The sequence below is a fragment of the Halorussus litoreus genome, from assembly GCF_003382685.1.
GTDB lineage: Archaea > Halobacteriota > Halobacteria > Halobacteriales > Haladaptataceae > Halorussus > Halorussus litoreus.
On the sequence record NZ_KZ859514.1, the window covers coordinates 1 to 12,853 of the forward strand.

Annotated in this window: 15 protein-coding genes; 5 read left to right on the forward strand and 10 right to left on the reverse strand. The window is 69.1% G+C overall.

Annotated features, from left to right (window positions below; translation table 11 throughout):
• Positions 1–65 precede the first annotated feature (65 nt).
• Complete coding sequence (locus tag DPQ64_RS06805) at positions 66–758, forward strand: hypothetical protein (protein ID WP_232820502.1); 693 nt, start codon at positions 66–68, stop codon at positions 756–758.
• Positions 759–785: 27 nt separating this feature from the next.
• On the opposite strand, the gene DPQ64_RS06810 is transcribed toward DPQ64_RS06805, so the two are convergent.
• Both DPQ64_RS06810 and DPQ64_RS06815 read right to left on the reverse strand, forming a co-directional pair.
• Positions 786–1,724: an FAD binding domain-containing protein gene (locus DPQ64_RS06810; protein ID WP_115863606.1), complete on the reverse strand. Its 939-nt coding sequence runs from the start codon at positions 1,722–1,724 to the stop codon at positions 786–788.
• Between the two features lies 1 nt (position 1,725).
• The gene (locus tag DPQ64_RS06815; RefSeq protein ID WP_115863607.1) at positions 1,726–2,313 is read right to left on the reverse strand and encodes a (2Fe-2S)-binding protein; all 588 of its coding nucleotides are present in this window, start codon (positions 2,311–2,313) and stop codon (positions 1,726–1,728) included.
• Between the two features lie 252 nt (positions 2,314–2,565).
• Between DPQ64_RS06815 and hisD the strand changes: the two genes are divergently transcribed.
• Positions 2,566–3,852, forward strand: a complete 1,287-nt coding sequence (hisD, locus tag DPQ64_RS06820) for a histidinol dehydrogenase (RefSeq protein ID WP_115863608.1) — start codon at positions 2,566–2,568, stop codon at positions 3,850–3,852.
• Between the two features lie 502 nt (positions 3,853–4,354).
• On the opposite strand, the gene DPQ64_RS06825 is transcribed toward hisD, so the two are convergent.
• The 5 genes from DPQ64_RS06825 to DPQ64_RS06845 all read right to left on the reverse strand — a co-directional run bounded on the left by DPQ64_RS06825 (position 4,355) and on the right by DPQ64_RS06845 (position 7,522).
• A complete protein-coding gene (locus DPQ64_RS06825) occupies positions 4,355–4,723 on the reverse strand; it encodes a HesB/IscA family protein (protein WP_115863609.1) in 369 nt (122 codons plus the stop codon).
• A 97-nt stretch (positions 4,724–4,820) separates the two neighbouring features.
• A complete protein-coding gene (locus DPQ64_RS06830; protein WP_115863610.1) occupies positions 4,821–5,021 on the reverse strand; it encodes a dodecin in 201 nt (66 codons plus the stop codon).
• Positions 5,022–5,080: 59 nt separating this feature from the next.
• Positions 5,081–5,743, reverse strand: coding sequence for a hypothetical protein (locus DPQ64_RS06835; RefSeq protein WP_115863611.1), 663 nt, complete (start codon positions 5,741–5,743; stop codon positions 5,081–5,083).
• Positions 5,740–6,387, reverse strand: a complete 648-nt coding sequence (locus DPQ64_RS06840) for a hypothetical protein (protein ID WP_115863612.1) — start codon at positions 6,385–6,387, stop codon at positions 5,740–5,742. The genes DPQ64_RS06835 and DPQ64_RS06840 overlap by 4 nt, the downstream gene beginning before the upstream one ends.
• Before the next feature lie 130 nt (positions 6,388–6,517).
• On the reverse strand, positions 6,518–7,522 hold the full coding sequence (locus DPQ64_RS06845; RefSeq protein WP_115863613.1) for a metal-dependent hydrolase: 1,005 nt from the start codon (positions 7,520–7,522) through the stop codon (positions 6,518–6,520).
• A 608-nt stretch (positions 7,523–8,130) separates the two neighbouring features.
• Here DPQ64_RS06845 and DPQ64_RS06850 point away from each other — a divergent pair.
• A complete protein-coding gene (locus tag DPQ64_RS06850) occupies positions 8,131–9,321 on the forward strand; it encodes a pyridoxal-phosphate-dependent aminotransferase family protein (protein WP_198662038.1) in 1,191 nt (396 codons plus the stop codon).
• A 54-nt stretch (positions 9,322–9,375) separates the two neighbouring features.
• Here DPQ64_RS06850 and DPQ64_RS06855 read toward each other — a convergent pair whose 3' ends face one another.
• The 3 genes from DPQ64_RS06855 to DPQ64_RS06870 all read right to left on the reverse strand — a co-directional run bounded on the left by DPQ64_RS06855 (position 9,376) and on the right by DPQ64_RS06870 (position 10,811).
• Entirely contained in the window at positions 9,376–9,696 is a 321-nt protein-coding gene (locus DPQ64_RS06855) for a DUF7116 family protein (protein ID WP_115863614.1), read from the reverse strand.
• Positions 9,697–9,740: 44 nt separating this feature from the next.
• Positions 9,741–10,277, reverse strand: a complete 537-nt coding sequence (locus tag DPQ64_RS06860; protein ID WP_115863615.1) for a hypothetical protein — start codon at positions 10,275–10,277, stop codon at positions 9,741–9,743.
• A gap of 294 nt (positions 10,278–10,571) precedes the next feature.
• Complete coding sequence (locus tag DPQ64_RS06870) at positions 10,572–10,811, reverse strand: DUF5816 domain-containing protein (RefSeq protein ID WP_115863616.1); 240 nt, start codon at positions 10,809–10,811, stop codon at positions 10,572–10,574.
• A gap of 135 nt (positions 10,812–10,946) precedes the next feature.
• On the opposite strand from DPQ64_RS06870, the gene DPQ64_RS06875 reads away from it, so the two are divergent.
• Both DPQ64_RS06875 and DPQ64_RS06880 read left to right on the forward strand, forming a co-directional pair.
• A complete protein-coding gene (locus tag DPQ64_RS06875; protein ID WP_115863617.1) occupies positions 10,947–12,314 on the forward strand; it encodes a bifunctional metallophosphatase/5'-nucleotidase in 1,368 nt (455 codons plus the stop codon).
• 97 nt (positions 12,315–12,411) lie between these two features.
• The gene (locus tag DPQ64_RS06880; RefSeq protein WP_115863618.1) at positions 12,412–12,816 is read left to right on the forward strand and encodes a universal stress protein; all 405 of its coding nucleotides are present in this window, start codon (positions 12,412–12,414) and stop codon (positions 12,814–12,816) included.
• Positions 12,817–12,853: the final 37 nt, after the last annotated feature.

The following is a 12,853-nucleotide window of genomic DNA, read 5'->3' on the forward strand; positions in this document are numbered from 1 at the left end:
CCGACACCGCGGACGGGAATATATTCGGGAGTAGCCCCACCACCGCTGGTCCCGTACCCACATCCATGAACCCATTCAGGTCGCACTTCGGCGGGGAGGCTGACGGGGATGCTGGCGGGGACGCGGGCACTGGGGAGGACGGCGGGCTGTTCGACGGGTACGACGAGTTCGTCCCCGAGAACATTCCGGTTCCTGGGGCGTTCCTCCAAGGGCACGACGTGCTCGCGGGCGAGGACCACGTCGCGTTCCACGACGTGACCCGCGAGCTGTTCGAAGAGCGGACGGTGTACGACATGACGTTCAACTACAACCTCGCGCGGCTGAACCTCGACACGCGCCACGAGAACGCGGGCTACCGGTACGCCGAGGAGGTCGCCGAGAACGCGAAAGACGATGACGAGTTTCTCGGCGAGGAAAACGAGAATCCCGGCACGACCGACGACCGCAGGGTCCTTCGCGCGGAGTTCACCCCGACGACCCCGTTCTGTCCGCAGACCCATACGCTAACGATGGGGTCGTTTCGCGCGTGGAACGGGCTCGCCGACCGCCACGAGTACGACCTCGTCAGGGTTCGAGCCGACGAGATGCACCACGAGAGCGAGCAGATCAACCAGCAGCTCGCGGACCTCGAAGCGACGTACCTCGAAACCGGCGATCTCTCGGCGAACCCGAACCAGCGCGTCGAGGTCGGGTCGACGCCGATGGAGCGCGCGAAGAGCGACGAAGGGCCGAGCCGCGGCCCGCAGGCTCCGTTCTGACCGGGGTGGTGGGACGGCCGCGATAATCTATTGCTGACGACCGCGGTCGACCGCGCGACCGGTCGCGCGGTCGACCGCGGTCGTCAACGCGCGCTCCGCGTACGACGAGAGCAGGTGCGTGCGGAACGCGGCCGAGGCGGTGGCGTCACTTCGGACCTCGTCGGCGTCGAGTTCGTCGCCCGCGCCCTCGGTCGCGTCGGTGATCGTGTCGCGGTCGGCCGACCGGCCGACCAGTGCGTCCTCCACGCTTCGGAGCCGCGCGGGCGCGCTCGTCGCGCCGCTGGCGACCACGCGCGCGGCCGTGACGGTCCAGTCGGTCACCGCGACCGACGCCGCGACGCCGACCAGCGCGAACCCGGAGGCCGGATGGGTCTTCTTCGCGTACGCCCCGCCGGCCGCGGGCGCGCTCGGCACCCGTATCTCGGTCAGGAGTTCGTCGTTCTCGATAGCAGGGTCGCCGTCCTCGACGGCGGTATCGCCATCGCCGCGGAAGAACTCCTCGGCCGGAACCGTTCGCTCGCCGTCTCGGCCGACCAGCGCGAGCGTGGCGTCCGCCGCGACCATCGCAGCCGGGAGGTCCGCGGCCGGGTGGGCCTCGACGAGGTTGCCGCCCACGGTGGCGCGATTGCGGATCTGGGTGTCGCCCACCGCCGAGGCCGCCTCGGAGACGACGGTCGCGCTGTCGCGGACGACCGGAGAGTCGGCGAGGGTCGCGTGGGTCGTGAGCGCGCCGACGACGGTGGGCTCGTCGGGTGCCTCGCCCGCTTCGATCCCGCGCAGGTCGTCGAGGTCGCTCACGTCGACCACGACCTCGGGGGTCGCCTCGCGGGCCTTCATCTCGGGGAGCAGGCCGTGCCCGCCGGCGATGATTACCGTCTCCGCCCCGGAATCGCCGTGGGTCGCCAGCAGGTCCAGCGCCTCCTCGACGCTCGTCGCCCGGCGGTAGTCGAACTCGCCGGGGAACATCTCAGTCCTCGCCTCCCGGTGTCTCGGCGCGGTCTGCCGTCTCGGTGTGGTCCGCCGTCTCGGCGTGGTCCGCCGTCTCGACGGGCCCTTCCGTCGAACTGCTCGATTCCGCGGCACCGGCATCCATCTCCTCGGCGGCCGATTCGACCGCGTCCACGACGTTCTGGTAGCCGGTGCATCGACAGATGTTGCCCTTCAGCGCGGTCCGAATTTCGTCGCGGTCGGGGTCGGAGTCGCCGTCGAGGAGGTCGGTCGCGGTCATCACCATCCCGGGCGTGCAGTAACCACACTGGAGGCCGTGCTCGTCGTGGAACGCCTGCTGAACCGGATGGAGGTCGTCGCCCGCCGCGAGTCCGCCGGCGGTCGTGACCTCGCTGCCGTCGGCCTGTACGGCCAGCACCATGCAGGACTTGACCGCCTCGCCGTCGAGGTGGACCGTGCAGGCCCCGCACTTGCCCGACTCGCAGCCGATCTTCGGCGCGGTGTAGCCGAGTTCGTCCCGGAGCGCGTGGACCAGCAGCGTTCGGGATTCGACGATCACTTCCTCCTCGGTGCCGTCGACGGTCAGGGTGACGTCGTGGCCGCTCATGCTGACTCCGGAGTTTTCGGTGGTGATTTCACCGTCCCGAGATCAGTTCCGCGTCTGACGGTCCGTCCGGTGGTTCGCCCGTCGAACGAGCGGGCCAGTGAGTGACTCATTGGGCACAACTGCCGGAGGAAGCCACTAATACCTTTGCTGCACACTTGTTAGGGACCGACGCACGCGTCCGGACCGGTGCCCGCTGCGGGCGATGGCATCCGGAAGGAAACCGTTTTTCGCCCGCGCTCCGAAGCACTCGCCATGAACGTACAGGAGTTGGCGGACCTCGGCCCCGACGACCGGCGAAGCCTGTTCGACCGGGACGCGGGCGTCGAGGCGGTCCGCGAGGACGTGCAAGAAATCGTCTCCCGCGTGCGCGAGGAGGGCGACGTGGCGGTCCGGGAGTTCACCGAGGAGTTCGACGGCGTCGCCGTGGGCAACCTCGACGTGACCGACGCGGCCGAGCGCGCCTACGAGGAGATCGACGACGAGATCCGGGCGGCCATCGAGACCGCGGCGGCGAACGTCCGCGAGTTCCACGAGGCCCAGCTTCCCGACGACTGGCGGCGGTCGTTCGGACCCGGACGCGAACTCGGCCGGCGCTTCCGACCCATCGAGCGCGTCGGGGTGTACGTCCCCGGCGGGGCCGCGGCGTACCCCTCCAGCGCGCTGATGGGCGTCATTCCGGCGACGGTGGCCGGCGTCGAGCAGGTCGCGGTGGCGACGCCGCCCGCCGAGGAGATGAACCCCGTCACCCTCGCCGCGATTCACGCCGCGGGGGCCGACCGGGTGTTCAACGTCGGCGGAGCGCAAGCTGTGGCCGCGCTGGCGTACGGCACCGAGCAGGTCGACCGCGTGCAGAAGATCGTCGGGCCGGGCAACAAGTGGGTTACCGCGGCGAAGGCCGAGGTCCGGGGCGACGTGGAGATCGACTTCCTCGCCGGGCCGAGCGAACTACTCGTGTTCGCCGACGAGACGGCCGACCCCGCCTTCGTCGCCGCCGACCTGCTCGCGCAGGCCGAGCACGACCCCGAGGCGTCGGTGGTCGCCGTCACCGACGACGAGGCGACTGCCGAGGCCATCGCCGAGGCGGTCGAGGCCCAACTCCCCGAGCGCGAGCGCGCCGAGGTCGCCCGCGAAGCGCTAGACAACGACGAGAGCGGCGTGTTCCGCGCGCGCTCGTCCAGCGAGGCCGTCCTGTTCGCCGAGGAGTACGCCGCCGAGCACCTCTCGATCCAGGCCGACGACGACGAGGCCATTCTCGACCGCATCGACAGCGCCGGATCGGTCTTCCTCGGGCCGTACACCCCGGTCGCGGCGGGCGATTACGCCAGCGGGACGAACCACGTGCTGCCGACCAACGGGCTGGCGAAGCTCACCGGCGGGCTGTCGGTGGACACCTTCCTGCGCTCGACGACGGTCCAGCGGCTGGACGAGGACGGGTTAGCGGACTTGTCGGGGACGATTACGACCCTTGCTGAGGCGGAGGGGCTGGAGGCGCACGCCGAGAGCGTTCGGAAGCGGTTCGAGGACGACGGCGGGGAGTAGACGAGGTTTCTCGGAACTTGGCTAACCGGCTCGGCGCACTCTGATTCATCTCTCTACCCGGCGCGTGCTGGCGCGGCTTCATGCCGCGCCAAATCGCGCGAGGTCTTCGGGAGCGAAGCGACCGAAGGCTCGGAGGACGCGGTTTGTCCGCCGGTGGCTGAGGACCGCAGCGAAGCGAGGACCGCAAGCGGTTGGGGAGGACGAGGCCCGCGGTCGCGGTGCTGTGCGGTTTCTCATCTGCCTCGGCGATAGCTAGCTTCGTGTACCCTTCCCCCTTGACGGCAAATCCTCTAACCGAGCTACTGCTTGCGCCTCGGCGTGACCGCAACCTCGGTCCTCCCCAGCCTCCTGCGATGCTCGCTACGCTGCGCTTCTCGTCCCTCGCGCGCGTTGATCGCGCGCGCCGACGTTCTAGAATCTGGCAGTCGAGAATCGTCTGTCGGTCGAGAAAATCGTATCCAAACAGTCAGAGTTGCGACGAAAACTGAAACAGAGCTCCAAGTTACGTCCTAAAGCTCTCCCCGCACCCGCATTCGCTCACGACGTTCGGGTTGTCCACGTGGAAGCCCGCACCTTGCAGGCCGTCTTCGAAGTCCACGACGCTGCCCTCGATGTAGTTCATGCTCGCGGGGTCGACGAACACGCGCAGGTCGTGGTGTTCGTACACGGTGTCGTCGGCCTCCGGTTCCTCGTCGAAGCGCATACCGTACGAGAGGCCCGCGCAGCCGCCCTGCTGGACGAACAGCCGGAGCCCGGCCATGTCGGTGTCGAGATTCTCGCCCTCCAGCAGGTCGAGCGCCTGCTCGGCGGCGTCCTCCGTCACCTCGATCTCGGGCGTGGGATCGCCCTCGGATGCGGCGTCGGTGCTCATACCTTCTCCTTTCGCGTCCGGGGTGATAATGGTGACGCCGCGAACCGAACTGCTTCGACTTGCTTTTTATAAGCGATGGCTCGAAGGCGTAAAATCCCTACTCCTCCAACTCGAAGGCCACCGTGACTTCCGCCTGATACTCTCGATCTGCGGCGCGGGCGAGTTCGACGCCGAATTCCTCGACCTCGACCCACTTCACGTTCTCCAGCGTCTCCTCGGCTCGGTCGATGGCGTCGTCGGCCGCCGCGTCGAAGCTCTCGGGACTCGTTCCGATGAGCGTGACTTTCTTGAAGACCATGGCGTCTGGGGTACGACGTTCCTGCTCTTAAAGCCCCGCGCCGGAAACGACGGCTCCATTCAGTCCGACTTTCGCGCCCGACCGTCGAGTCGTTCGCCCAGCGCGCCCACCACGTCGGTCAGGTACGCGGTTCCCCAGACGGCGACGACGACGCCGCCGATCATGTCGAAGATGAGGTCGCGCATGGTGTCCTCCAGCCCGTACTGGGTCAGCACCGCGTCGCTGCCGAGCATCGAGGCCGCCCCGGCGACCCCGAACTCGACGACCTCCCAGACGACGCCGAACGCCGCGACGAACAGCAGGATGAACACGAACATGAACTTCGGCGGGAGGTAGACCTCGTCGGTGTGCTGGTCGATGGCGCGGGCGGTCGAGTAGCCGATGGCGGCCACGAGCGACGACGACAGGACGTGGGTCACGCTGTCCCAGCCGAGGCCCATCACCGTTATCTGACTCTGGTAGGGCCCGAGGGTGCCGATGGCGTGGAGGAACACCGCGGTCGTGATCCAGAGGGTGAGCCCGGCGTCCATCGGGATGTCGTAGTCGCGCTCCAGCACCGCGGGGAGGAACGTGACCAGCAGCCCCATCCCGGCGTTGACCATGACGCCGACGTTGCCGCGGTCGAGCCCGATGAAGAACACGCCGACGAGGCAGATCTCCATCACGCGGGTCGTCTGCTCCTGTCGCCGCTCGGAGATGCGGAGCCGGTCGCGGATCCTCATCGGCGGTCACCCCCGGCCACCGACTCCTCGCCTCGCCTAGCTGCCGCGGCGACATCCTCGGGAAGGCGGGCGTCGACCTGGACGAACCGCCGGAAGTACCACTCGAAGATCACGCCCGCCATCCCGCCGACGATGGTGGCCGCCACGAAGTCCCACATCAGGCGGTGCTCGCTGTGGATGAATTTGGTGCCGAGATAGACGTCCGAGAGCCACTGGACTACCGCCCACACGCCCGCGGTGGCGATGGTGGTCACGACCACGAACAGGACCGCGAACCAGTGGGTCATCTTGACCGACGTGAACGCGTGGAGTTCGGCCGCGACGATGAGCGCCAGCGCGGCCACCGAGAGGAAGGTGGCCACCCGAGAGGTGAACATCAGCGTCGCGAGCGCCCGCCCGAGGATGGGCAGTGCCGCGAGCGCGAGGACCTCCCAGGGGAGCATCACGGTCAACTCCCGATAGGAGGCCGCCGGGGCAAGTGCCAGCGCCGCGACGAACGCCGCGAAGCCAGCCCAGAGCAGGTCGCCGTCGAGGAGGCTCTCGACCGCGACGAGGGCGAGGAAGCCGATCAGCGCCCAGCCCAATCCGGCGTTCACGCGGGCGTCGTTCACGATCCGGTCGAGGGTGCCCGCAGAACTCGTCATATGCCGAGCTACACAGTCGCGGGATAAGAAAGCACAGGGTACCAGCAGTCGGCCAGTTCACGCGCGTGGAGGAGGCGCAGACCAGCCAGCCGGAATGTCAGGCAGACCTGCATATCCCTCTGCCGGAAAATCACCCGACCGGAAACAGCACGTACGCCAGCGCGTACGACAGCGCTGCGATGCTGACCGCCGCGAGCCCCGTCATCGCCCACGTAATCGTCTCGTGCCACTCCGCCGAGAGCAGCGGTCGCGACGGGAGCAGCCGAGGCGCGACGCCGACGATGGCGAGCGCGAGGATGGAGAACACGAAGTGGTACGACACCTGGAGCGTCGGGGCCGGCATCGCTACCACGGCGATGGCGTAGGCGACGCCCACGGCCGCGCGAGCGTCCACGTGGGCGAACAGCCCGCGTCCGGTGACCCGCAGGAACACGTAGCCCGCGAGCCAGATGGTCGCCAGTTCGATGCCGAATATCGAGAGCAGGTTGAGCGTCGGGTCCGACAGCAACACGACGCGGTCGGCCACCACCTGCGCGTCGACCACCGCTCCGCCGGCTATCGGTCCGCCAGCCATCGCTCCACCCGGCGTCCACACGTCCAGCGGGTAGAAGAAGCGCGGCGGTGCGCCGGTAAACACGTCGCCGAAGGGGTGACTGAGCAGGCCCAACAATCCCGCGGCGAGCAGTTCGGGCGGTCCGAGGTCGGTCGTCCGGACGGCCACGAGCGCGATGCCGACGCCCGCCAGCAGGAACGCCAGCATGACCGCCCCGCCGAGCAGTCCGCTCACGACGAACGCGACCGCGACCAGCCCGGACAACAGCAGCGCCGCAACCACTCGCCCGCGATTGGTGACGGCCCCAGCGAACCCGACGGCGGCGATCACGCCGATCACGAGCGAGTGGGTCACCGCCCGGTGGACGAGGTGGGAGCTCTCCCAGAACGCCGCGGTCAGTTCCCAGACGCCCCCGACACCGACCTGCGCGAGGCCGAACACCGCGTACAGCATATCGACGTCCGGGGCTGCGCCGAACGCGCCGGCCACGACGCCGAACGCCAGCGCTCGCTCGGCGGGCCACCGCCGGGCGGCCACGGCGGTCCCGAGCGCGAACGCCACCATCGCGTGGCCGACCATCATGGATGGGACCGTTGGCACCCGCCGGATATAAGCCTCTTCCTCGTGCGAAACGCTACCAACGTCTACCGAATCCGACCTCGAACGAACTGCGGAGAACAGCGACGACTCCCCGTCGAACGCGAAGAACGGACGGCTCGGAACGGTGCGTGAGCAGTGTGCGACCGGGGCGGCCTCCCCCGAGTGCGACGTGGGCCCGCGCGGGCCGGAACCGACCTCCCCCGATATCGGTCCGGCTCGAACGGGCCGCATCGCGAACTGCCCCAGTCGCGGCCCCCGCTGAACGGATCGCGCTTCTCGCTGGTCCGGTCGTGCCGTTTCGGCGTTCTCGCCCGTCGGACGCCTCCGTTGCGCCCGTCGGGGCATCAACTTCTATGGCGGACAACTGGATAAACCGGCGCGACCGTTTCCACCGTTCAGCCGTCGAAACCGTCCGTTTCGGCCGTACCGCTCCGAGCGCCCGGATTCGGTCCGGAGGACGGAGCGACTCAACGCGACGTTACAGTGGCCGAGAACGGGTCAACGCGTGGATAATGGACCGTCTCTACGCTGGAAAGATAGCGCTTCCGCGGGCCAACGGTTTAAGTAATCGGGCGGGGTACCCTCCGACTATGGTGGAGAAACCCGACGTCGGCGAGCTGACGCCGCCGGACAGGACGCTGATGGGGCCCGGACCGAGCGAGGTTCACCCGCGGGTGCTCCGGGCGATGAGTACCCCGCTGGTCGGTCACCTCGACCCCTCGTTCGTCGAGATCATGGACGAAGTTCAGGAGCTGCTGCGGTACACCTTCCGGACCGACAACCAGTGGACCATACCGGTGTCGGGGACCGGGTCGGCCGCGATGGAGGCCGCCATCGGCAACGTGGTCGAACCGGGCGACACGATGCTCGTCCCGACCAACGGCTACTTCGGCGGCCGGATGGCGTCGATGGCCGAGCGCGCGGGCGGCAAGGTCGTCGAGGTCGACGCGCCGTGGGGCGAACCGCTCGACCCCGCGGACGTGGCCGACGCGCTCGCCGAGCACGACCCGGACGTGTTCGGCTTCGTCCACGCCGAGACGAGCACGGGCGTCCGCCAGCCCGACGTGTCGGAACTCACCGCGGCGGCCCACGACCACGACGCGCTCGTGATCGCCGACACCGTGACCTCGCTCGGCGGGGTGGAACTGCGCGTCGACGAGTGGAACATCGACGTGGCCTACTCCGGCCCGCAGAAGTGCCTGTCGTGTCCGCCGGGCGCGAGCCCGCTGACGCTGAACGACCGCGCGATGGAGAAGGTGCTCTCCCGCGAGGAGCCCGCCCGGTCGTGGTACCTCGACCTCTCGCTGCTGGAGGGCTACTGGGGCGACGAACGGGCGTACCACCACACCGCGCCCATCACGAACGTGTACGCGCTTCGGGAGGCACTCCGGCTCGTCGCCGAGGAGGGCATCGAGGAACGCTGGGAGCGCCACCGCGAGGTCGCGGGCGCGCTCAAGGCCGGCGTCGAGGCGATGGGACTGGAGATGAACGCGCCAGACGAGTACTGGCTCCCGAGCCTCAACGCGGTCCGGGTGCCCGACGGCGTCACCGACACCGACGTGACCGACTACCTCATCGACCAGTACGATCTGGAGATCGCCACCGGGCTCGGCGACCTCGACGGCGACATCTTCCGCATCGGCTGCATGGGCCACTCGGCGCGGGCCGAGACGGTGTCGTATCTCATGGCCGCGCTCGGCGACGCGCTCGACGCGCAGGGCGCGGACGTGGACGTGCAGGCCGGGCTGGCCGCGACGGCCGAGAAGCTGGGCGACAGGTAGCCTGTTTCGGAAAGAACCAGTTTTGCAGTCCGTAGAAATCGAGATCTCGCGGCCTCAGACCGCGGGGGCCGCGCTGCTCGGCGCGCGAAGCACCTCGTAGTCGCCACTCTCCCGGACGCCGATCACGGCCCACTCGTACGCTGGATTCGCGCGTCGAAGCTCGCGTCGGAGGTCCGGGGCACGTTCGTCCCACGTTACGAAACAGCGCATCTCGCCGTCGTCCGGGGCGTCCGCGGAGTCGGTCAGCGCCGTGACCCGCACCGCGCGCCACTTGCGCTCGGCGACGAACTCCCGTCCGTCGCCGGAGACGGCGTACCCGAGGTCGGTGAAGATGCTTCGGGCCTGCTCGATGGGTGGTGTGCTAACAGTGGCCATCCGTGAGGTCCTACCACGGACGGCGTAATAAACTTTGGTGCGACTTACCGATCCTCCGCGCCCAGTTGGATGCGCGGGTCCCGGACTGTCGGGTCCCACGTTATCTCGCCCGCGTCGGAGAGTTCGCCGAGTCGGTGTTCGACCGCCTCCTGTTCGATGCCGGCGACGACCTTCGCCACTCTGGCGAGTTTCACCTGCGGGACGCCCTCCTCGGTGACCGCCTCGAACTGGGACCCCTCAGGCTCGGTGACCTGCGATTCGATGACCAGGACGAGGTCGAGCAGGTCGTCGAGGTCCGAGAACGCCTCGTGCCAACTCCGCGGGTAGGTGCTGATACGGCCGTCACCGAGGTCGTACAGCTTCTCGCCGGGCTGCCACTCGTCGCTGTCGACCACCCGGTCGTCCATCGCCGACATGTCCACGTCGAAGGTCGCCGCCTCGGCGTACGCTGCTAGCAGGTCGGGGTCCACGCCCGGCGGTTCGTCGTGGTGGTGCTCCTCGACGTATCGGACGAAGTCCTGCAGGAGGAGCGATTCGTGGGACTCGATCTGGTCGAGCGCGTCCTCGCGTACGTCGGCCATGTCGGGGCTACGCCGAACGACCGCAAAAGCCGAGTGGCCGACCACAGTGGCCGACTGCAGTGACCCTTCATCCGACTCCCGGTCGCGCGGCCGAGCGCCAGCGCTCGGCCCCCCCCCCCCCCCCCCCCCCCCCCCCCCCCCCCCGCCCCCCCCCCCCCCCCCCCCCCCCCGCGACCGGGAGTCGGGAGTCGGTAGCGGAACCGGCGAGTCCCCGATGGGAGGTCCACCGGCGAGCCACCGGCGAGAGACGGGGCGACCGAGGAGTCGCGGTCGCGACTCCTCGGTCCCGGAGAACTACTCGTGAGCCGCGTCCCACTCGGTCGGCTTCCGGACGTTGCCACAGACGTTGCACTCGATGCGACCCATCGAGTCCATCGCGTTGTCCACCCGCTCGCAGTGCCCGCAGACGTACCCGAAGCGATCCTGGAACTCCTCGTCGCTGTAGACGACGAAGAACGGTCCCTTCGAGCCGCGGTCGCCCTCCTCGCGGGAGACGTACACCGTCCGGCCGTCGGTGGTCGTGATGGTCTCCATCACGTCCGCGTAGTTCTCGGAGGGGTTTAGGCGTGCTGACTCGGGCAGACGTATCGACTGCGGCAGTATGGAGTCCATCAGACGGGGTGACCGGTTCCGAAGCATCCTTCTCCCCGCGACCGCAACCGCCGAGTCATGCCCCCTCGTCTCCTCCACTACTCCGACATCGAGAACGTCTACGACACCTCCGAGCGCGCCGGAAAGCTCGCGGGGCTCCTGCGGGAACTCCGGGCCGACTCGCCCGAGGACGCCATCGTCGCGGGCAGCGGCGACAACACCTCGCCGGGCGTGCTCGCGTTGATCGAGGACGGCGCGCAGGCGCTGGACTTCTTCGAGGCAGTCGACCCCGACGTCGAGACGTTCGGGAACCACGAGTTCGACCACGGCCGTCCCGCGCTCCGGGGACTCGTCCGGGAGTCGCCCCAGACGTGGGTGAGCGCGAACGTCTGGGAGAGCCGCGAAACTGGCGAGCGGTTCGGAGCCGAGGCCGGCGTCGAGCGGAGCGCGGTCGTCGAGACCGACGGCGCGACGGTCGGCGTCGTCGGCGTCACTACCGAGCGGACCGCTTCCATCAACCCCGACGCGGCCGACCTCGACTTCACCGACCCCGTGACCGCGGTCCGGGACGCGCTCGCGAACCTCGATGTGGATTACCGGGTCGTGCTTTCGCACCTCGGCCGCGGCGACGAGGACCTGGCCCGCGCGGTCGACGCCGACGCCATCCTCGGCGGTCACGTCCCGACCGAGCGCCGCGAGCGCGTCGACGGAACGCTGCTCACTCGCCCGGGCGACGGCGGCTCGGTGGTCCTCGAAGTCGACCTCGAAACGGGCGAGGTGACCCGCCACCGCGTCGCGGACGCGCCGGTCCACGAGGGCGTCGCGCGGGCGATGCGCGACCGGCTCGCAGAGACCGGCCTGAACGAGGTCGTCGGCACGGTTGCGACTCCCATCGACCGCGCGGAGACCACGCTGTTCGGTGGGGAGTGCCGGCTCGGCAACTTCGTGGCCGACGCCTACCGGTGGTCGACCGGCGCGGACCTCGGCCTCCAGAACAGCGGCGGGGTCCGGACCGGCGACGCGCTCGACGGTGAGGTCACGGCCGCGGACCTCGTGAGCGTGACGCCGTTCGAGGAGCGCGTGGTTGTTGCGGAAGTCCCGGGCGAGGACCTGCGGGCCGCTTTCGAGTGGGCTGCCAGTCCAGATCTGGGGTTCGCCGAGGAGGGCTGGTGGCACGCGCACGTCTCGGGCGCGGCGGTCGCGTGGGACCCGGAGGCCCACACGGTCGAGTCGGTCCGGGTCGGTGGCGAACCGCTCGACCCCGAGCAGATCTACTCGGTCGCGGTCTCGGACTACCTGCTCCACACCGACGACGAGTTCCCGACGCTCCGGGAGTCCCAGCGCGTTGCCGAGGCGGGCATCCAGTACGATGTGCTGGTCGAGTACGCCCGCGAAACGGGGCTCGACCCCGCAATCGAGGGTCGAATCGTCGAGCGAAATTCGTGAACCGGACTCGGAACGCTGCGAGGACTCGCCGCTGGGACTGTACGCTGACGGAGAGAAGCCGAGAGTTAGAAGAGTCCCGGCGGCCTCCGTTCTCCCAATGACTCTCGTCGTGGTCCCCGTTCGCTACCCGTTGACGGGCCACTCCAAGCGCACGCTCGAAGAGGCCGTTCGCGTCGCCGAGGAGCGCGACGCGGCGCTCACCGTTCTCCACGTGAACGTGTACCACCGGGGCCGCGAGGTGACGCGGGCGAACCTCCGGCGCGCGGTCGAGGCGGAGTTCGGCAAACTGCCGAACGCCCGGTGCGTCGTCCGCGAGGGGTTCCTCGTCGAGGAGACCATCCTCGACGAGGTGGTCGCCGAGGAGGCCGACGTGGTGGTCATCGGCCACAAGCAGGCGAGTCGCTGGCGGCGCGCGCTCCGTCGACTCACCTCCGACCCGGACGTCGAGACGTACCTCCGCGGGAAGCTCGACACCGAGATCGTCACGGTCGGTGCGAACTGAGCGCGACTGCCGGTCGCGCTCAGTTCGCACCGACCGG

Coding starts and splice junctions, on each gene's coding strand:
- DPQ64_RS06860 (WP_115863615.1), bottom strand. CDS start 10,277: ATGGCCGACGTACGCGAGGACGCGCTCGACCAGATCGAGTCCCACGAA.
- DPQ64_RS06875 (WP_115863617.1), top strand. CDS start 10,947: ATGCCCCCTCGTCTCCTCCACTACTCCGACATCGAGAACGTCTACGAC.
- DPQ64_RS06850 (WP_198662038.1), top strand. CDS start 8,131: ATGGTGGAGAAACCCGACGTCGGCGAGCTGACGCCGCCGGACAGGACG.
- hisD (WP_115863608.1), top strand. CDS start 2,566: ATGAACGTACAGGAGTTGGCGGACCTCGGCCCCGACGACCGGCGAAGC.
- DPQ64_RS06845 (WP_115863613.1), bottom strand. CDS start 7,522: ATGATGGTCGGCCACGCGATGGTGGCGTTCGCGCTCGGGACCGCCGTG.
- DPQ64_RS06880 (WP_115863618.1), top strand. CDS start 12,412: ATGACTCTCGTCGTGGTCCCCGTTCGCTACCCGTTGACGGGCCACTCC.
- DPQ64_RS06840 (WP_115863612.1), bottom strand. CDS start 6,387: ATGACGAGTTCTGCGGGCACCCTCGACCGGATCGTGAACGACGCCCGC.
- DPQ64_RS06815 (WP_115863607.1), bottom strand. CDS start 2,313: ATGAGCGGCCACGACGTCACCCTGACCGTCGACGGCACCGAGGAGGAA.
- DPQ64_RS06810 (WP_115863606.1), bottom strand. CDS start 1,724: ATGTTCCCCGGCGAGTTCGACTACCGCCGGGCGACGAGCGTCGAGGAG.
- DPQ64_RS06855 (WP_115863614.1), bottom strand. CDS start 9,696: ATGGCCACTGTTAGCACACCACCCATCGAGCAGGCCCGAAGCATCTTC.
- DPQ64_RS06805 (WP_232820502.1), top strand. CDS start 66: ATGAACCCATTCAGGTCGCACTTCGGCGGGGAGGCTGACGGGGATGCT.
- DPQ64_RS06825 (WP_115863609.1), bottom strand. CDS start 4,723: ATGAGCACCGACGCCGCATCCGAGGGCGATCCCACGCCCGAGATCGAG.
- DPQ64_RS06830 (WP_115863610.1), bottom strand. CDS start 5,021: ATGGTCTTCAAGAAAGTCACGCTCATCGGAACGAGTCCCGAGAGCTTC.
- DPQ64_RS06835 (WP_115863611.1), bottom strand. CDS start 5,743: ATGAGGATCCGCGACCGGCTCCGCATCTCCGAGCGGCGACAGGAGCAG.
- DPQ64_RS06870 (WP_115863616.1), bottom strand. CDS start 10,811: ATGGAGACCATCACGACCACCGACGGCCGGACGGTGTACGTCTCCCGC.